Origin of the sequence: Acutalibacter sp. JLR.KK004, from assembly GCF_036941085.1 — a bacterium.
Lineage (GTDB): Bacteria > Bacillota > Clostridia > Oscillospirales > Acutalibacteraceae > Acutalibacter.
This window is the reverse complement of record NZ_JAYMNQ010000002.1, coordinates 362,525-381,097: the sequence shown is the minus strand read 5'-3', so window position 1 is coordinate 381,097 and position 18,573 is coordinate 362,525. Positions and strand designations below refer to the sequence as shown.

Here is an 18,573-nt window from a genome sequence, read left to right as displayed (position 1 = left end):
AAGCCCAGACAGAAAGGGGGGATCGGATTTGAGACGAATTTGCACACTGCTGGCAGGGTGCCTGCTGCTGCTTACCCTGGCGGCCTGCGGCGGCGGGGAAGGGACTTCCTCCCTGGGCACGCTGGCGGAAAGCGCTTTAAGCCAGTTGGAGTCTGCCCAAAGCGAGCTGGAAGTGATGACAGTGGAGGAAACCGTAGAGAGCTTCAAGCACCTTTCGCCCCAGGTTTTAGGGCTGAAAGGGGACAGCCTGTCCACGTATGAAATCTACCACGAGCAGGCCAGCGTCCCGGTGGATGGGATTCCCTGCCTGGAAATCAGCGTGTACGGGGAAAGCGAGTCAGCCCACACCAACGTGGTGCTGGGAACATACCTGTATGCCAGGGACGGCACAGCGCTGTACGAGCTGGATGTGGAGACAGACACCCTCACCCGGCTGGAGCTTTAGAAGCCATACCAATCGGTACAGCTTCTCAAAACTGCACAAAAAAGCCGCGGTTTCCCGCGGCATTTTTTGCGTACGAACAGCCTGAAAGTCCTTGTAATATGCTCCAAAGATCCAAAGGGTGAATATGAAATTTTTAGATATTTTACAGAGAGATTCAAAACCGCAACCAGGCAAAATGCCGGCCCCATCCCGGTTTTGTCAGGAAATAGCAGGGGTTGGGGCCTGCTTTTAACGAAAATGGAGGGCGGGGCAGCAGTAAATATTGGCTCTTGCAATTGGAAAAGCTTCATGCTATAATTTATGTTGTCAAAAAAGGCAGGCGAAACCGCCAAAGAATTATATGAATTTTGTTAGTTTATAATAAAAAACACATAAACAGCAAGGAGGGCCTGTTGTGATCAGTCTGACTAATAACAGTATGCGCATGATGGAGCGTTCCATGGATTTCCTGTGGACAAAACAGGCGGCCATTCTGGATAATATATCCAATGCGGAAACACCTAATTATAAAGTGAAAACCGTTACCTTTGAAGAGTCCTTCCAGCAGGCCATAGAGGCCGCCGACCGGGATCGCCAGGGCAGCGGCGTCCAGCCTGCCATGCGCAAGGCTATTGAAAGCGTAAGCTGGGACGTTATGGAGCCGGAAGAAGTGGTGCGCATGGATGACAATGGCGTGAACGTCACCGAGCAGAGCATGGAGGCTGTGCGCAACGCCTACCAGCTCCAGTATGTATACCAGAGCATTTCCAGCGACATAAACGCACTGCGCACCGCTATTAACGGCTAACGGGAGGGTACATAGCATATGGCTTTTTTAGGTTCCATGAATATAGTAGGCTCCGGCCTTACGGCCCAGCAGCTCCGCTTAGATGTAATTTCCGAAAATATTACAAATCTGAACACCACCCGCACTGAAGAGGGCGACGGGCCGTACCGGCGGAAAATTGTGGTGTTTGAGGCGGAAAGCGGGCGCAACGATTTCCGCATGGCAATGGCAAGCGCCATGGGCGCTTCAAACCGAGGTTCCGAGCGGGCCGGGGGCGTGAAAGTGGTGGAAATCGCGGAAGATCCTTCCCCCTTCGCCATTTCTTATGATCCCACCCATCCCGACGCGGACGAGGAAGGGTATCTGGAAATGCCCAACATCACCCTTGTCAAGGAGATCACCGACGCCATGGCCGCCACCCAGGCGTATTCGGCAAACGTAACGGCGTTTAACACCCTGAAGGCCGTAGTGGCCCGGGGCATGGATATCGGGCGGTAATAAAGCCGCCGGCTTTTTTGCGCGTTTTTACACATAGGAAAGAGGGTAAAAAAACCATGAACCATATTTCGCAAATCTCCCCGCTGTGGAGCACCATGCCCCTGACCAAGGTGGAGGAAAAAGAGAACGTCACCCCTGGGGCTGCCTTTGCCGATATTTTCGGTTCGGCTGTGGAGGCAGTGCGCCAGTCAGACGAGGAAAAGAGCCACGCCCAGTACCTGCTGGCAACAGGCCAGCTGGATAACCCCGCGGAATTGCAGATAGCCGCCAGCAAGTATGAGATGTCCGTAAGCCTGATGGTGCAGTTGCGCAACAAGGGCTTGGAAGCTTATAACGAGCTGATGCGCATCAGCCTGTAATGATTCCTCTTGCTTGGGGAAAAGCGGTTGGGACTGAGTGGAGGTAGTGCCCGTGGGAGAGAAAGCAAAAGATGTCGTGTCTAAAACAAAAGGCTTCCTGGGGAAGCTGGGGAAAAAGCTGTGGATTATCATTGCCGCTGCAGTGGCGGTGGTGGCGGGTATCATTATATTCGTCTCTGTCCAAGGCTCAAAAAACCCCTATGAGGTGCTGTTTACAGGGCTTGTCAGCGAAGACATGCAGTCGGTAACAACGTACCTTGCCAGCGCCGGCGTAACCGATTACCAGATACAGGGAAGCGACACCGTGCTGGTGCGGAAGGAGCAGGAGCCGCAGCTTAAAGCCCAGCTTCTGATGGAGGGGTATCCCCAGTCCGGCTTTGGGTATGAAACATACCTGAAGAACGTGGGTTCCCTTTCCACAGAGTCGGATAGGCGCACCATGTATATATATGAGCTGCAGGATAGGCTGGGAGCCACCATCCGCTGCCTGGAGGGCGTGCAGGACGCAAGGGTGAACATTTCCGTCGGGGAAGACAGGCGCTATGTGCTGGGCCAGGACGATGTCCTCATGGCCAGCGCCGGCGTCACCGTCACCATGAAGGACGGGGAAGAGCTTGGCAAGAAGGAAGCCAACGCCATCCGTTCCCTGGTAAGCCGCAGCGTCCAGGGCCTGGAAATGGAAAAAATAACCATTATAGATACCCAGGGCAATACATATGACGGCACCGAGGTAGACAGCGAAAGCACCGATATGGAGCTGCAATACGCCATTGAGGAGCATGTCAACAATAAAATCCGCAAAAGCGTGCTGGCTGTGCTCACCCCCATGTTCGGGGAGGGGAACGTTTCCGTAGGCGTGAACACCACCGTGGAAATGAGCACCAGGTTTGTGGAGAGCACAGAATACGACCTGCCTGACTGGGCCAACGACGGCAGCACCAACGGTGAAGGCATTGTGGGCCAAAAGGTATGGCAGGGAAAAATCGTCCGGGGGGACGATGCCGCCGGCGGCACGGTAGGCACCACCACCAACGCCGACCTGCCCACCTATGTGGAGCGCGCCCCTGTCACAGGCAACGAGGATGAGCTGGAAGCCAGCGGGGAGAAGATATATAAGGTAGACGAAACCCACACCCAGCAGGAAATCCTGGCAGGCACGGTTTCCGATGTGATGGTGTCCGTCACCATTAACAGCGACGTGCCCAATGTAGCCGACGCCGACGCCCTTTTAAACCACGTGGGCCGGGCTTCTGGCATCAGCGCCGACATGCAGGCCGAGAAAATATCCATTATCAGCCATCCCTTCTATGCACCGGAGGACGATCCGGACACCCAGGCCACCGACGGCCCGGTAAGCATTATCAGCGGCATACCGGATTGGGTGCTGTACGCCCTGGCCGCAGGCCTGCTACTGTTCATGATCCTGTTCTTCCTGCTGCTCGTCATGCGCCGCAAGAAGAACCAGGCTGTGCTGGAGGAAGCGCCTGTCATGTCCATTATGCCTGAGGTAATTGCCCCGGCGGCAGAGCCGGAGCAGGAGCCGGAAGGGGCAGACATTATGGAAGTTCATGCGGAACGGAGCATGGAGCTGCGCCGCGGCGTGCGGGAGTTTGCAGAGCAGAATCCTGAGATAGCGGCTCAGATGGTCAAGACCTGGCTGAAGGGAGATGAGGAGAGCAATGCCGGCGAAAGTGAAACGTGAGAAGCGGGAAAAGCGCGAAAAGAAGAAAAAACGCAAAAAAGGCGAGCCTGATATAGAAGAACTGGCGCTGGCGGAAGCCCCTGCGGCTGAAATGGAAGCAGCCGCCCCTCCGCCGCCTGTCATAAACCTGGAAACAGGCAGGCCCATTTCCCCCATTGTGGCAGGCATGAGCGGCGCCCAGAAGGCGGCCGCGGTCATCGTGGCCCTGGGCGTGGATAAGGCTTCCGCAATATACCAGTATATGGATCCAGAGGATATAGAGCTGCTCACCTTAGAGGTGGCAAAGCTGGGCTTCTTGGACTCAGACGCCACAGAGGACGTGCTCACAGAGTTCTACCAGATGTGCATGACCAACAAGGCCGTCACCGAAGGCGGGTTGGAATATGCCCGCACCGTGCTGGAGAAGGCCTTTGGGGAACAGTCGGCTTCCAGCCTGCTGGATAAGGTGACAAAGTCCCTGAAGAACAGGGAGTTCGCCTTCATGAACAAGGCCGGGGAAAAGGATCTGTTCACAGCCCTGCAGCACGAGCGCCCCCAGACCATTGCCCTGGTGCTCTCCTATATAGAGCCAGACAAGGCGGCAGGCGTGGTGGCGCAGCTCGATCCCCGTACCCAGCTCAAGGTGGTGCAGCGCATTGCCCAGATGGACAGCGCCTCCCCCTCTGCCATTAAAATTATCGAAACCGAGATGTCCAACAAGTTTGCCAGCATCTTCAGCGCCAGCCATGTGCAGGTGGGCGGCATAGACTTTGTGGCAGACGTGATGAACCATTTGGACCGTTCCAGCGAGAAAGGCATTTTCGACGGCCTGGTGGAGCGGGACGCGGTTCTCGCGGACGAAATCCGCAAGCGGATGTTCGTGTTCGACGATATCATCACCATGGACGACCGTTCTGTGCAGCGCTTCCTGCGGGACTGCGATCCCCGGGATCTGGTGCTGTCCCTCAAGGCGGCCAATTCCGAGGTGGCAAACAAGCTCTTTACCAATATGTCCTCCCGTATGGCAGAGTCCATCCGGGACGATCTGGAAATCACCACCAATGTGCGCATGAAGGATGTGGACGAGGCACAGCAGCGCATTGTCGGCATCATCCGCACGCTGGAGGAACGCAACGAGATTATTATCCTGAAGGGCGGAAAGGACGATATCATTGCCTAATATCCTGAAGCGCTTTACCAATGTCACCGCCAATAAATATGTATTTCCCAACGCGGCGGATCTCCCTGTCCTCGGCGAGGAGCAGGCTGCGCCCCCGGCGGCAGAAGAGCTGGAGGAGGGGATGCCCCAGGAGGAGGCTATACAGGAAGAGCCAACGCCGGAAGAGCCGGAACCTGCCAGCCAGTCCCCTGTGGATTTTGCCCAGGTGCAGGCGGAAGCCATTTTGGCAGACGCACGCCGGGAAGCGGAGCGCTTTATGGAGCAGGCAAGGGAAGAGTCCGCCCTGGAGCTGGAGGATATGCGCCGGCAGGCGGCCTCCGAAGGCTTCCAGCAGGGAATGCAGGAAGGGCTTCTGGCCGGCCGGCTGGAGGCGCAGCAGCAGCTTGAAAAGGACGCGGCACAGCAGGCGGCAGATGTAAAGGCTTTCCTGCAGGCCGCCCAGGTGGAAAAAGAACTGCTGCTGGAAAAAAGCAAGGAAGATTTAAAGGAGCTGGCCCTGGCCATTGCGGAAAAAGTCATCCGGGTAAGCCTCCGCAGCTCCAGCGATATCCTCATCCGCATGATAGAGGCCGCAACGGCGAAAAAGCGCCGCTGCGAGTGGGTGCAGATCTATATAGCAGACTGCGACGCCAGGACAAACGCCCAAACCATCCCAGAGCTGACAGAGGCCATGCGCCACCTGTCCGACCGGGTGCGGGTTATCCCCATGGCGGACGACGAGTCCGGCACCTGCATCATTGAAATGCCAGACGAGATTATTGACGCCAGCGTTTCCACCCAGCTTGACAACCTGCGCGGGGTGCTGGATAACGGAGAAAGGGACCCAGGGAGATAGCCCATGTTTCAGGATACCATCCGCCGGGTGCAGCAGGCTGAAACCATCGGCCACACCGGCAAAATTGAGAATATCGTGGGCATGTCCATTGAGGCCTCCGGCAGCCGCGCGGCTGTAGGGGACATCTGCCGTATTTACAGCGGCGAGTCCGGAGGGCAGATTCCCGCGGAGGTGGTGGGGTTCAAAAATGACCGCATCCTCCTGATGCCCTACAGCGAGATGACCGGAATCTCCTCCGGGAATTTCGTGCGCAACACCGGGCACCAGCTCCGTATGCGGGTAGGCCCTTTCCTCAAGGGCCGCATTATCAACGCCCTGGGCCAGCCCATAGATGACATGGGTGCCTTTGAGGGCGGCGATTCCTACTGCATCGGCAGTTCCTACATAAACCCCCTTTCCCGTCCTCCCATCCGGGAGCGCATGGAGTTTGGGGTCAAGGCTATCGACGGCCTCCTTACCATCGGCAAGGGCCAGCGCATGGGCATTTTTGCAGGCTCCGGCGTAGGCAAAAGCACGCTCTTAGGCATGATAGCCAAAAACGTAAAAGCAGATATCAACGTTATCGCCCTGGTGGGCGAACGCGGGCGGGAAGTATTGGAATTTGTGCAGAAAGACCTGGGGGAGGAGGGCATGGCCCGCTCTGTACTGGTGGTGGCCACCTCCGACCAGCCCGCCATGCTGCGGATGAAATGCCCCTCGGTTGCCACGGGCATTGCCGAGTATTTCCGGGATCAGGGGTACGACGTGCTCCTGATGATGGATTCCCTCACCCGCTTCGCCATGGCCCAGCGGGAAATCGGTCTGGCAATTGGGGAGCCGCCAGTGGCCAGAGGCTACACCCCTTCCATCTATGCGGAGCTGCCCAAGCTTTTGGAGCGCAGCGGCAACTTCAAGCGAGGCTCCATCACCGCCATCTACACAGTGCTGGTGGAAGGCGACGACACCAACGAGCCTATTGCCGATACCGTGCGCGGCATTCTGGACGGGCATATCGTGCTGTCCCGCCAGCTTGCGGCCCAGAACCACTATCCCGCCATTGACATCGGGGCCAGCATTTCCCGTCTGATGGTGGAAATCGTGGACACAGAGCACCAGCGGCTTGCCTCCCGGCTGCGGGATATTTTAAGCATATATAACCAGAACGCAGACCTTGTCTCTATAGGCGCCTATAAAGCGGGCACCAACCAGAAGCTGGACTTTGCCTTAACCAAGATTGACGAGATAAACGGCTTCCTCATGCAGGGCACCAAAGAGGTTTTCAATTACGAACAGTGCCTGGCGGAGTTACATAAAATATTACAGTAAAGGGGTGATGGGCCATGAAGAAGTTTAAATTCCAGTTGGATACTGTCCTGCGCTATAAAGGGCAGGTGCTGGACACCCGCCTCCAGGAGCATGGGCAGGTGCTGGCACAGGTACACCGGCAGGAGGACGTGCTGGAGGAGGCCCGAGGGAATCTGTGGGATTATCTGGAGGAATACCGGGAAAAGCAGGCCGCCGGCATGACGGTTGTTGACGCCATGAAGTACCAGATGGGCATTGAAGTGCTGGAAAGAGCTGTGCAGCGGGAAGAGGAAAAGCTCCGGCGGCTGCGGCAGTTGGAAGAAGAAAAACGGGCGCGGGTGGTGGAGGCCAAACAGGAAACCTCCACTTTGGAGCGGCTCAAAGAGATAAAGCAAGGGGAGTATAACAGCGCCTTAGCCAAAGAGGAGGAAAAGCTGATAGATGATTTGGTCAGCGCAAGGCGGGCGGCGCAGCATGTGTAAAGACTGTGCAACTTTTTTTGTAAAAACTGATGACAGCCAGAAAAAGATAGTGTATAATAAAGTGTGACTTGTCGGTGTTTCCCGAAAAACACCGGCTTGACGGTTTTTCTGAAACAGGCGTATAAGGCTGGGGAGGCCCAGCGTACACATAGATAGCACGGATACAGAAAGGAGGTGGACAAAATGCAGGTGAATTCTTTCTTCCAGGGAATGCTGAACATCGGCGCTCCCGGCAGCCAGGGAACATCCCAGGGCGCTTCTTCCGAGGAAATCGCCAAGCAGTTTGAAGACATGTTGACAGAGCATGCCCAGCAGAACAAGCAGGAGAAGCCCGCCGTAAAAAAGGACGGGGAAACAGCGGAGAAGCAGCCCCAGCAGCCCCAGGACGGGAAACAGGAAGCTGTCCCGGAGGAGGGCCAGGAGGTAGCCGCAGGCTTGGTAATGTCCCAGCCGGTGGTGCTTTTTGACGTGCTCCCCGCGGAAAACGGCCAGCAGATCCCGGCCGGGGCTGATCCCCTGGCAGGCGTGCAGGAGCAGGCTCCCATACTCCAGGAGCAGGCGCTTCCGGAAGCCGTGCAGGAGCAGGCCGCTGCTCCGCAGCAGCTGGAGGTGGAAATCCCCCAGGAGCAGCCTGTACTGCAAGAGGCTGAACAGCCAGTCGCCCCAGTGGAGCCCCAGCCCGAAACTCCTGAAACAGAGGTGGAGGCAAGGCCCCAGGAGCAGCCAAAGCTTCAGGTGGAAAGCGAAACCACCCCTGTGGCGGATCAGGCTCAGGATGCTGACACAGACGTGCAGGAAATCTGGTATGACGGCGCCCGCCCCGTATTCCAGCGGGAGACGGCAGCCCCTGTAAAGGTAGGGGAGAACTACGAGCCTGTGGCCCCGGAGGAGGCAGACGCCCCCCAGCAGCTTGTGAACAGGCTGGGCCAGATGCTGGAGCAGGGCGACACCCATGTGGAAATCAACCTGGCCCCGGCAAACCTGGGTAAAATGACGATTTCCATCACCCGCACCCAGGAAGGCGCCCTTCATGTGGTGCTGGGCGCGGTAAGCCAGAAGGCCACAGATCTTCTGCAGCAGAACAGCGGGAGCCTTCAAAGCCTGCTGGCAGCAGGGAACCAGGGCGAAGTGCGCATTGAGGTGCAGCAGCAGGATCCCCAGGAGCAGCTCAACCAGTTCCTGAACCCCGACGAACAGAACAGGCAGCAGCAGAACCAGCAGCAGAAGCCCCAGAAGCAGGCGGCCTCCGAAGACTTTATCCAGCAGCTCCGTTTAGGGCTGGTTGATAAAGAGGAGGAGTAAGCAAAACCAACTGAAAGGAGGGACAGCACATGGCAAATGATTACATGGGCGACCTTGCAACCATTATGAAAGTCCCAACCACCAACAAGGTGGCAGACAAGAGCACTAACAAGAAAGCTGGCTCCGACCTGGACATGACCGACTTCCTCACCCTGATGGTAGCGGGCTTTAAGAACCAGGACATGGAGAACCCGGCGTCCACCTCGGACATGATGAACCAGCTTGTGCAGATGTCCGTAGTAACCGCCATCAACAACATCAACTCCCTGATAAGCGAGTCCACTGTTATGACCTATGCCGCTTCCCTGGTAGGGAAGACCGTCACTGTGGCCAAGGCGGCTGCGGGCGGCAAGGGATATGAGGAAATCGAGGGCGTTGTAACAGGCACCGGCACGTTAAACGGCAAGCAGGTAATTTTCCTGGGCGAGGACACCTACTACCTCACCGACATTATGGCAGTAGGCAAGCTCCCCGAACAGAAAGAGGAGATCGACCCGGACGGCGGCGCAACGGATAAACCCGATGGTTCCGGCGGAACAGAAGGCTCTGGCGGGACGGAAGGATCCGGTTCCACAGGCGGCGACAACGGCGTAAAGCCTGATGGCAATATGAATATCCCGTCTGCCATATAAGCCCGGGCTAGTTGCAAGAGGAAGGATGGCCCAACCATGATTGACAGAATCTCAAGGGGGGCGGGGGTTGCCAATGCCCCTGGCACGAAGCAGGCAGCGGCTTCCCAGAAACAGCGCCAAAGCTTTGGGCAGGTGCTGCAGGGAGAGCTGCAAAACCAGGTGAACTTTTCCAAACATGCCATTTCCCGGGCAGAAGAACGGGGAATCGAGCTGACGCCCACCTTGATGGAAAAACTGGCGGGGTCGCTGGAAAAGGCCCAGGAAAAAGGCGCTAAAAACATATTGGCATTTGACGCCACACAGGCCTTCATCATTAACGTCCCTTACGGACGGGTCATCACAACCATGAGCCAGGATGAGATGAAGGAGAATATTTTCACAAACATTGACGGCGCTGTGCTCCTGTAAAAATAAATTATACAGATAGCCGGACCCACCGGGGGCTTTCCGCCCCCACGGGATGCTATGGCAGGCGGCCCGAATGACCGCCTGCCGGCAGCGCCCACATTATAAAGGAGAAATTATCCCTATGACTGGTGCAATGTATTCCGCTGTTGCCGGCCTGCGCGCTCACATGAACGCGTTGAACGTAATCGGCAACAACATTTCCAACGTAAACACAAACGCATATAAGGCCTCGCGCTATACATTCCTGGAGTCCATGTACTCCAACGTCCGCGGCGGTTCTGACGGCACCACCATCGTGGGCGGCAGAAACCCCGCTCAGAACGGCTATGGCGCCTCCATCGGCACCATCGACCTGGACATGAGCACAAAAAACTTCACCCCCACAGGCTTCAACGGCGACTGTATGATCAACGGCAACGGCTTCTTCATTGTGGGCGACAAAAACAATGTGATTTCCAACAGCTCCGACCTGAAAGACATGCTCCTCACCCGCCATGGCGACATTGGCTTTGACAACCAGGGCTATCTGGTAGACGGCAACGGCAAGGTGGTATATGGTTACCTGGCAACCGAGAAAATGGTGCAGAACGATGATGGCGACTGGGTGCCCCAGTACGAGGGCCAGCCCCATCTCACCGCCATGCGCCTGCCTATGACCGTAAAACAAGAGTGCTATGTTTACACGGATGACAATGGCCAGGTGTTCTTCACCAAAGATAAACCCGAGGCAGGAAAACAAATTACAATCCAGGATATTTATGGCAAAGAAACGCAAATTACGCTGAAAACTGACGAAAACGATACTACTAATACCATAGACGCCAATGAATGGCTCCACAAAGAGGTGGGAGATTGCGTTTCCCCTGGTTACCGACAGGTGCCAAAAGATCCCGCCAACCCTAATCCTGCCACAGATCCCTGGGAGTTTGCTGACACGACGAACTCTACCTTCCTTGACGAAAGCCGCGCCCTGGTGGACAACATCAGCATCGATGAAAAGTCCGGCCGCGTAACCGCCACCACCCAGAGCGGCAAGGTGGTTGTCTGCGGATACATCGCCATCGCCAAGGTAGATAACCCCAACGGCGTTTCCCACATCGACGGCCACTACTATCAGGCCCTGGAAGGCGCGGGCCAGGTCCACGCCACCTCTATCGGCCATGCGGTGCAGAATTCCCATGGGGAGTATACAGACGCGAACGGCAAAGTGGTAAAGAAAAGCCTGGGCTGGCGTCCCACTGATCCCAATGACCCCACTAAAGGAGGGCAAGGTGTGCTGGGCGAGTATCTGGGCATCTTGAATTCCGGCGGCACCACCCTGATCACCGGCGGCCTGGAGTCCTCCGGCACAGACCTTGCTTCTGAAATCAGCAACATGATTCTCGTACAGCGCGGCTATCAGGCCAATACCCGTATCGTAACCGTTACAGACACCATGCTGGAAGAACTGGTCAACATGAAGCGATAAAAATAAACAAGGCCACCAAAAGCGGGGAAAATCCCAGAGGTTTCATCCCCGCTTCGGCGTGGCTGTATTGAGAAAGGCGATGAACTGGATGATCACACTGACTAAAACAAACAAGGAACGGTTTTTGGTGAACCACATGCAGATCGAATGTATCGAGATGATCCCCGGCACAAAGGTGGTCATGATGAACCACGACTTTTACCTTGTAGAAGAAAGCGCCCAGGAGATCATTCAGAAGATTGCGGACTATAACGCCAAGGTAATGGACATCCGCCGGGAAGTAACCGTAACAAACGCTAGAAGATAAGCGCAGACGCTGACATACAGCGCCCGGGAATATCGACTGAATGAGGGTGACGTTTTATGAACATAGGATATTTAATCGGCCTGGTTTTGGCTCTGGCCGTTATGCTGGTGGGTATGGCGTTTGACCCGTTCCCTGCCATGAACTTTACACTGTTAGGCAACTTTGTGGACCCATCCAGTATCTTTATCGTTATCGGGTGTACGCTAGGCATCGTGATGGCAAGCTTCCCGCTGAAAACTGTCCTCAGCATTCCCAAGCATTTCGGCATTTTGTTGAAAAATCCGAAAATGACAGCGGATGTGGTTATCAACCGCCTGGTGGATTTGGCGGGCATTGCCCGTAAGGACGGCCTGCTGGCCCTGGAAGAACACGCCAACCAGGAGGAAGACCCCTTCTTTAAACAGGCTATTATGCTCATTGTGGACGCCAACGACCCCGACCGGGTCCGCGCCACCTTGGAGAATGATATAGAATGCATGTCCGCCCGGCACAACGCGGCTGCGGCCCTGTATGACAAAGGCTCTGCGGTGGCCCCGGCTTTCGGCATGGTGGGCACCCTGGTGGGCCTTATCAACATGCTGCAAAACATGGACCCCACCTCAGGCTCCTCCACCATCGGCAAGGACATGGGCGTTGCCCTTATCACCACCCTGTATGGCTGCGTGCTGGCCCATATGATTTTCAGCCCCATCGCCAACAACCTCCGCGTCCGCGACGAGGACGAGGTGCTCATAAAGCTGATTATCGTAGAGGGCATCACCTGCATCCAGGCTGGTGAAAACCCCAAAATGCTCAAAGAAAAGCTCTTAACCTTCGTGGCGCAGAAGCAGCGCGAAAAGATTGGAGCAGGCAGCGGCGAGTAAACTTCCCTGCCTGCGGCCCTGTATAGAAACTAGGTAAAGGAAGTGACTTGCTGCCATGAAAATGAAAAAGAGCGACGGGGGTGGCGGCGGCGCCAACTGGATGGACACCTATGGCGACATGGTTACCCTGTTGTTATGCTTCTTCGTGCTTTTGTATTCCATGTCCACTGTAGACGAAAACAAGTGGAAAGCTCTGGTGCAAAGCTTCAATCCGGACGCCATCGAAACCCCGACCGATCCAAAGGGCAACGACGGGCCTAACGCCGATCCCCTGCTGCCGAACGCTTCCTCCGATACCCTCTCCCCGGAGGAGATAGATGCCCAGGCCGCCCAGAAGGAAGTGGACAGCGCCATGGAGGATCTGTACCAGATGCTCATGCAGTATATCCAGGATTCCGGCAAGAACATTGAGGTAACAAAAGGCGACGGCGTGGTGTATGTAAACTTTGACGACACTGTGTTCTTTGACGGCGAGGAATACGTCATCAAGCCGGCAGGCGAAGAAACCCTCAATGTAGTCTGCGGCGTGCTGGACAATGCCGCCCCATACATCGACGAAGTCCGGGTGCTGGGCCACACCGCCCAGGCCAACGCGGATCGGCCCAATACCCCGTCGGTAGACCGGTTCCTGGCCTCGAACCGTGCTACCAATACTGTCATCTATATCCAGGAGCACACCAGCGTGCTGGATTCAGCCCGCCTGGTCAGCGAGGGATATGGCCAGCACAGGCCCATCGCCCCCAATGACAGCGAAGCCGGCCGTGCCAGGAACCGCCGGGTGGAAATGATCATTTCCGGCAAAAACATGCTGGATAAGCTGGGGGACAGCATCGAACAGTACCATACGCTTGTAAAGGGCGAGGCGCAAGCGCCCGAATCCTCTGCCCCATCTTCTGCCAGCCAGGAGGAATCCAGTACGTCCCATGACGCCGGGCTGAGTAACACAGAAGGGCAGGAGGGGTAGTCCATGGCGGAGGTATTATCACAAGCGCAGATTGACGCGCTTCTAAACTCCATGAACGGCGGGGGCGGCGATTCTTCTCCAAAAAAGGAAGAGGCCCCGGAGAAAAAATACCGCAAGTATGATTTCTCCAGCCCCCGGAAGTTTACAAAAGACAGGCTGAAAATGCTCAGCGGCATTTTTGATAACTATTCCCGCGTTCTCAACACCCGCATAAACGGCCTTGCCCGGGCCACTTGCGAGGTGGAAGTGGAAGGCGTGGAAGAGCAGCGGTATTTCGAGTTCGCCAACGCCCTGACAGACACCATGGTGCTTACCAGCGCCCACCTGAACCTGAAGGGGGAAGTAGAGGAAACCCCTGTGCTAATGTATGTAAGCACCCCCTTCATGGTCAGCATGATGGATCGCATGACTGGCGGGGACGGGGATGTGGTGGATGATCTGCCAGACGATTACGTTTACACGGATCTGGACTTAAAACTCTATGAAAGCCTGGTGAAGGATTTTGTCTCCATCATGGGCCGCAGTTGGGAAAACTACATCCAACTGGATTTTGAGTTCGGCAAGGTGGAGACAAACCCCACCCTGGTGCAGCTTATCGGCATGGACGAAACCGTCGTGCTGGTGGAGCTAAGCGCGAAATTCCCCAACGTGGAGGGCCGTATCAGCATCTGCCTGCCAGGAATGGTGCTGATGAATGTTTTCGCGGCAATCAACGCCGACAACCCCGCCAAGCGGGCGCACGAGGAGGACAACTCCGGGGAAATTATGGACAACCTGCGGGATTCCACCCTGGAGATACACGCCGAGCTTGCCCGCACCAGCCTGCGCTTGGGGGATGTCTACCGCCTCAGCGTGGGGGATGTCATAGACCTGAACCAGAAGCAGGACAGCCCGGTGTTCCTGCGCATAGGCGGGAACCAATGGTTTGACGGCCTGATGGGCGTAAGCGAGAAGAAATTAGCGGTGAAGATCAAAGAGGTATATCATAACGCCGAGAGAAGGGACAGTTTGGAAAATGAGCAATGATGTTTTTAGACCAATAGAATTAGACGCTATCGGCGAGATCATGAATATCAGCTTGGGTTCATCGGCCACAGCCGTATCCAACCTGCTGGACCACAGGGTGGATATCACCACGCCCACTGTGGAAGTGGTGAATGTGGAGGACTTCTCGCTAGGCTCCATTGAACCTGCCGTAGGCGTTGAAATCAAATACGTAGAGGGCCTGGAGGGCAGCAACATCATGCTGCTGCGCCTAAGCGATATCAAGGTCATTGTGGACATCCTCATGGGTACGGATACCCCCTTGGAGGACTTCGTGCTGGATGACCTGACCCTGAGCGCGGCCTGCGAGGTTATGAACCAGATGATGGGCGCGGCGTCTACCGCCTTGTCAGATTTCCTGGGGCGTGTGGTCAATATCTCCACCCCGCAAACCTTTGACGTATATGACCTGGACGCGTTCAAAAAGGAACGCATGCCGATAGAGTCCGGACCCATTGTAGCGGTTCGTTTTGCCTTGAGCATTGAGGGCAAGCTCAAGAGCGAATTTATGAACGTCATCTCCGTAGAGCTGGCAAAGGAGCTGATTGCAGGCTTTGGCCTGGATACAGAGGAAGAAACCCTTCCCGCCCCTGCACCTGCACCCGCTCCCGCCGCGCCGGCCCCGGCTCCCGCCCCGTCCTCTGGCGGCGTGATGAGCCAGGAGGAAATCGAGAAAATGTTGGCGGGAGGCGCGCCTGCCGCCGCGCCGGCCCCGGCTCCCGCCCCGTCCTCTGGCGGTGTCATGAGCCAGGAGGAAATCGAGAAGATGCTGGCGGGGGGCGCGCCTGCCGCCGCGCCGGCCCCGGCTCCCGCCCCGTCCTCTGGCGGCGTGATGAGCCAGGAGGAAATCGAGAAAATGCTGGCAGGAGGCGCGCCTGCTGCCGCCCCGGCCCCGGCTCCCGCAGCCCCGGCCCCTGCGGCCCCCGCGCCTGTTCCTCCCGCGGCCATGCCTCCCGAAGGCATGGCGCCCCCGCCCTATTACCCGCCCTACCCGGGGCAGGAAGGGCAGCAGTGCGGATATCCCGGGTACCCGGGATACTATCCCCCGCCCTACTATGGCTGGCCCGCTCCCCCGGCTCCCCAGCCGGCAGATCCCAAGGTCATTCCCACCCAGCAGCCGAAAATGCCCAGGTTGGAAAATGGCCAGGAGTTAAGCCAGGAGCAGGCAGAAAACCTGGATTTGATTATGAACGTGCCCCTGGAGGTCACGGTGGAAATAGGCCGCACACGGCGGCGGGTACAGGAAATCCTGGCCTTTGCCAAAGGCTCCCTGGTAGTGCTGGATAAGCTGGCAGGGGATCAGGTAGACCTGTTTGTCAACGGCAAGTGTATTGCCCGGGGCGATGTGGTGGTAGTCGATGACAACTTCGGCATCCGGGTGACAGAAATACTCAAAAAACCCGATCTGGAGGATGTGGCTCAGTTAAAATGAGCGCCAGATACGAACCAAACTAAGAAAAGAGGAGAACTACAATGGCAAAGATCTTATTAGTTGACGACGCTGCATTCATGCGCAAGGTTATCAAGGATACCCTGAGCAAAAATGGGTATACTGACCTCCACGAGGCTGTGGACGGGGCCGACGCCGTAGAAAAGTTCACGGAGCTTTCCCCCGACCTGGTAATCATGGACATCACCATGCCCAACATGGACGGCCTGGAGGCCTTGAAGGCTATGAAGGCCAAGAACCCCGCCTGCAACGTGGTTATGTGCTCTGCCATGGGCCAGGAAGCCATGGTTATCGAAGCCATCCAGTCCGGGGCCAAGGACTTTATCGTAAAGCCCTTTAAGCCGGATCGCATTATGAAGACGGTTTCCTCCATCGTCGGGGAGCCGTAAGGAACCATGCCCCAGGGAGTTTTATCGCTCTTAGGCATGCTGCTGACCATAGGGGTGGTGCTGGTGCTGGCCTATTGGTGTACGCGCCTTATCGCCCGCCGGGGCCTGCCGGGCCTGCCCGGATTTCCCCGGTCAGGAGAAAAAGCCCATGAAAACATGGCCCTGTTGTGGCAGCGGAACGTGGGCAAAAATGAACGCCTGGTGCTGGTGCGTGTACACAGCCGCTGCCTGCTTTTAGGCGTGACAGGCGGGAGCATCCAGGTGCTGACAGAGCTTTCCCAGGAGGAAGCAAAACAGTGGCTGGAGGGCCAGCCCCCGGGCGGGGACAGCGCTCCCAGCTTTGCCCAGATACTGAAAGGGAGCTTTCCCTCAAAAAAATGACGAAAGGATGGTGACAGCGTTTGGACAGCGGCCTTGACAACCTGAACAATCTTGTAAACATCAACGGCGACAGCGTGCAGGTGTTGGACATCATCCTTTTAACTACGATTATCACACTTCTGCCCTCCCTGGTGATCATGTGTACATCCTTCACCAGATATGTGATTTCCCTGTCGTTCCTGCGAAACGCCATGGGCACCCAGCAGACGCCGCCCAATATGGTGCTGGTGGGCCTTGCCCTGTTCTTAACCCTGTTTACCATGGGCCCGGTGCTTTCCCAGGTGCAGGCAGAGGCTTACGAGCCATACATCAACGAGGAAATCACCCAGGAGGAATTTTTCGACCGGGCGAAAGCCCCTCTAAAGGAATTTATGCTGCGGCAGACAGAGCCATCCTCCTTGGACATGTACTGCGGGATGGCGGGTATCAGCAAGCCGGATACAGAGGAGGAGGCAAGGGAATTGCCCCTGCGGATTATCGTGCCCTCCTTTGCCACCTCAGAGCTGAAAAGGGCTTTTGAAATTGGCTTTTACCTCTATATCCCCTTCCTGCTCATCGACATCATCGTGGCTTCCACCCTTATGTCCATGGGCATGGTCATGCTGCCGCCTTCCATGATTTCCACACCCTTCAAGCTCCTGCTGTTCATCACCCTGAACGGCTGGGAACTGGTGTTTTCATCCCTGGTGCAGACATTCCGCTGAGGCAGATAGAGAAAGGCAGGTGGCAGTATGGGGACCACGCAAGTTGTAGACGTATTCCGGGACGGCATCGGTGTTGTCATCCGGCTGGCAGGGCCAATGCTGCTGCTGAGCATGGCAGTGGGCGTGCTCACCGCCATCATACAGGCCGTCACGCAAATCCATGAACAGACCATCTCCTTCATTTTAAAGCTGGTGGTGGTGGGGCTGTTCCTGGTTATCGGCGGGGACTGGATGCTGGGAAACCTCCAGGAATATGCCAGGGAACTGCTGGAACTGATCCGGGCATAACCTATGGGCAATTTAGACAATCTGTTAAATTGGGACAGCTTAACCCTGTTCATCTATATCACAGCCCGCATGTCGGGCTTTGTGCTGTTTACCCCCTTGTTCAGCCGGTCTAATATCCCCCGGTATTTCAAGGCCGGGTTTATTATGCTTTTAAGCGTGTCGGTAAGCTATGCCTATACAGGCGTTGTGACAACCCCCGGCACCCTGCTGGAGCTGATGGTAAAAATTCTGCTGGAGCTGGGCCTGGGCTTCATGGTAGGCATGATCATGCAGATGTTTTTCTTTATCCCAGCCCTGGCCGGTACGGTTATGGACGAACAGATGGGCCTTGCCATGGCCGCCACCTATGACCCCGGCTTTCAGGGGAACATGACCCCCTCGGCAAACCTGCTGAATATTTATGCCATGCTCCTGTTCATTGCCGCTAATGGGCATTACACCCTTTTGCGGCTGATGATCTCCTCCGGAAACCTGGTGCCCTTTGGGGCGGCAGCTTTTGGGGAGGCCACAGCGGAGCGGGTGGTGGAAATTTTTGCAGACTGCGCCCTGATGGGGGTGAAGCTTTGTATGCCCATCCTGGCGGCGGAGTTTATGGGCCAGATAGGCATGGGGGTTCTGATGAAGGTCATCCCCCAGATAAACGTGTTTGCGATTAACATTGAGTTAAAAGTGCTGGTAGGCACCGTCATCCTGTTCTTCCTGCTTTCCACCTTCAGCGAATACATCCTGGCAATGGAAACCACCATGCTTTCAGAGCTGGAGAAGGCTGTGTCCCAAATCGCCGGCGGGTAGCCCCAGCCCCTCCAAAACCGGGAGGGATCCATAAAAAACCATTTCCCAAAA

At 56.3% G+C, this 18,573-nt stretch carries 23 protein-coding genes; all 23 read left to right on the top strand.

The window, feature by feature from the left end:
- Positions 1-28 precede the first annotated feature (28 nt).
- The 23 genes from VSQ30_RS16340 to VSQ30_RS16230 all read left to right on the top strand — a co-directional run bounded on the left by VSQ30_RS16340 (position 29) and on the right by VSQ30_RS16230 (position 18,522).
- On the top strand, positions 29-445 hold the full coding sequence (locus tag VSQ30_RS16340) for a hypothetical protein (RefSeq protein ID WP_160642403.1): 417 nt from the start codon (positions 29-31) through the stop codon (positions 443-445).
- 394 nt (positions 446-839) lie between these two features.
- Positions 840-1,232 carry a flagellar basal body rod protein FlgB gene (locus tag VSQ30_RS16335; RefSeq protein ID WP_160642405.1) on the top strand — a complete coding sequence of 131 codons (393 nt, stop codon included), beginning with the start codon at positions 840-842 and terminating at the stop codon, positions 1,230-1,232.
- 18 nt (positions 1,233-1,250) lie between these two features.
- Positions 1,251-1,709, top strand: a complete 459-nt coding sequence (flgC, locus tag VSQ30_RS16330; protein ID WP_334465508.1) for a flagellar basal body rod protein FlgC — start codon at positions 1,251-1,253, stop codon at positions 1,707-1,709.
- Between the two features lie 56 nt (positions 1,710-1,765).
- A complete protein-coding gene (gene fliE / locus VSQ30_RS16325) occupies positions 1,766-2,068 on the top strand; it encodes a flagellar hook-basal body complex protein FliE (RefSeq protein ID WP_334465506.1) in 303 nt (100 codons plus the stop codon).
- Between the two features lie 52 nt (positions 2,069-2,120).
- A complete protein-coding gene (fliF, locus tag VSQ30_RS16320; protein WP_334465503.1) occupies positions 2,121-3,770 on the top strand; it encodes a flagellar basal-body MS-ring/collar protein FliF in 1,650 nt (549 codons plus the stop codon).
- Positions 3,771-3,936: 166 nt separating this feature from the next.
- Complete coding sequence (gene fliG, locus VSQ30_RS16315; RefSeq protein ID WP_160642456.1) at positions 3,937-4,929, top strand: flagellar motor switch protein FliG; 993 nt, start codon at positions 3,937-3,939, stop codon at positions 4,927-4,929.
- Positions 4,922-5,764: a FliH/SctL family protein gene (locus tag VSQ30_RS16310; RefSeq protein ID WP_334465500.1), complete on the top strand. Its 843-nt coding sequence runs from the start codon at positions 4,922-4,924 to the stop codon at positions 5,762-5,764. Before fliG ends, VSQ30_RS16310 begins: the two co-directional genes overlap by 8 nt.
- Positions 5,765-5,767: 3 nt before the next feature.
- Positions 5,768-7,069, top strand: coding sequence for a flagellar protein export ATPase FliI (gene fliI, locus VSQ30_RS16305; RefSeq protein WP_160642410.1), 1,302 nt, complete (start codon positions 5,768-5,770; stop codon positions 7,067-7,069).
- A gap of 14 nt (positions 7,070-7,083) precedes the next feature.
- Positions 7,084-7,530 carry a flagellar export protein FliJ gene (fliJ, locus tag VSQ30_RS16300; RefSeq protein ID WP_334465497.1) on the top strand — a complete coding sequence of 149 codons (447 nt, stop codon included), beginning with the start codon at positions 7,084-7,086 and terminating at the stop codon, positions 7,528-7,530.
- 183 nt (positions 7,531-7,713) lie between these two features.
- Entirely contained in the window at positions 7,714-8,832 is a 1,119-nt protein-coding gene (locus tag VSQ30_RS16295) for a flagellar hook-length control protein FliK (RefSeq protein WP_334465495.1), read from the top strand.
- A 29-nt stretch (positions 8,833-8,861) separates the two neighbouring features.
- Positions 8,862-9,464, top strand: a complete 603-nt coding sequence (locus VSQ30_RS16290) for a flagellar hook assembly protein FlgD (protein ID WP_334465493.1) — start codon at positions 8,862-8,864, stop codon at positions 9,462-9,464.
- 36 nt (positions 9,465-9,500) lie between these two features.
- A complete protein-coding gene (locus VSQ30_RS16285) occupies positions 9,501-9,872 on the top strand; it encodes a TIGR02530 family flagellar biosynthesis protein (RefSeq protein ID WP_160642414.1) in 372 nt (123 codons plus the stop codon).
- 121 nt (positions 9,873-9,993) lie between these two features.
- A complete protein-coding gene (locus VSQ30_RS16280) occupies positions 9,994-11,340 on the top strand; it encodes a flagellar hook-basal body complex protein (protein WP_334465488.1) in 1,347 nt (448 codons plus the stop codon).
- Positions 11,341-11,428: 88 nt separating this feature from the next.
- A complete protein-coding gene (locus VSQ30_RS16275) occupies positions 11,429-11,647 on the top strand; it encodes a flagellar FlbD family protein (protein ID WP_160642416.1) in 219 nt (72 codons plus the stop codon).
- A gap of 56 nt (positions 11,648-11,703) precedes the next feature.
- A complete protein-coding gene (locus VSQ30_RS16270; RefSeq protein WP_334465484.1) occupies positions 11,704-12,510 on the top strand; it encodes a motility protein A in 807 nt (268 codons plus the stop codon).
- A gap of 55 nt (positions 12,511-12,565) precedes the next feature.
- Positions 12,566-13,474 carry a flagellar motor protein MotB gene (locus VSQ30_RS16265; RefSeq protein ID WP_334465482.1) on the top strand — a complete coding sequence of 303 codons (909 nt, stop codon included), beginning with the start codon at positions 12,566-12,568 and terminating at the stop codon, positions 13,472-13,474.
- A 3-nt stretch (positions 13,475-13,477) separates the two neighbouring features.
- Complete coding sequence (locus VSQ30_RS16260) at positions 13,478-14,500, top strand: flagellar motor switch protein FliM (RefSeq protein WP_160642419.1); 1,023 nt, start codon at positions 13,478-13,480, stop codon at positions 14,498-14,500.
- On the top strand, positions 14,490-15,950 hold the full coding sequence (gene fliN, locus VSQ30_RS16255) for a flagellar motor switch protein FliN (protein WP_334465478.1): 1,461 nt from the start codon (positions 14,490-14,492) through the stop codon (positions 15,948-15,950). Before VSQ30_RS16260 ends, fliN begins: the two co-directional genes overlap by 11 nt.
- Before the next feature lie 41 nt (positions 15,951-15,991).
- Positions 15,992-16,357: a response regulator gene (locus tag VSQ30_RS16250; RefSeq protein ID WP_160642420.1), complete on the top strand. Its 366-nt coding sequence runs from the start codon at positions 15,992-15,994 to the stop codon at positions 16,355-16,357.
- Positions 16,358-16,363: 6 nt separating this feature from the next.
- Positions 16,364-16,738: a FliO/MopB family protein gene (locus VSQ30_RS16245; protein ID WP_160642421.1), complete on the top strand. Its 375-nt coding sequence runs from the start codon at positions 16,364-16,366 to the stop codon at positions 16,736-16,738.
- Between the two features lie 20 nt (positions 16,739-16,758).
- The gene (gene fliP / locus VSQ30_RS16240; protein ID WP_502876299.1) at positions 16,759-17,442 is read left to right on the top strand and encodes a flagellar type III secretion system pore protein FliP; all 684 of its coding nucleotides are present in this window, start codon (positions 16,759-16,761) and stop codon (positions 17,440-17,442) included.
- 27 nt (positions 17,443-17,469) lie between these two features.
- On the top strand, positions 17,470-17,730 hold the full coding sequence (locus tag VSQ30_RS16235; protein ID WP_160642422.1) for a flagellar biosynthetic protein FliQ: 261 nt from the start codon (positions 17,470-17,472) through the stop codon (positions 17,728-17,730).
- 3 nt (positions 17,731-17,733) lie between these two features.
- Positions 17,734-18,522, top strand: a complete 789-nt coding sequence (locus VSQ30_RS16230; protein ID WP_334465470.1) for a flagellar biosynthetic protein FliR — start codon at positions 17,734-17,736, stop codon at positions 18,520-18,522.
- Positions 18,523-18,573: the final 51 nt, after the last annotated feature.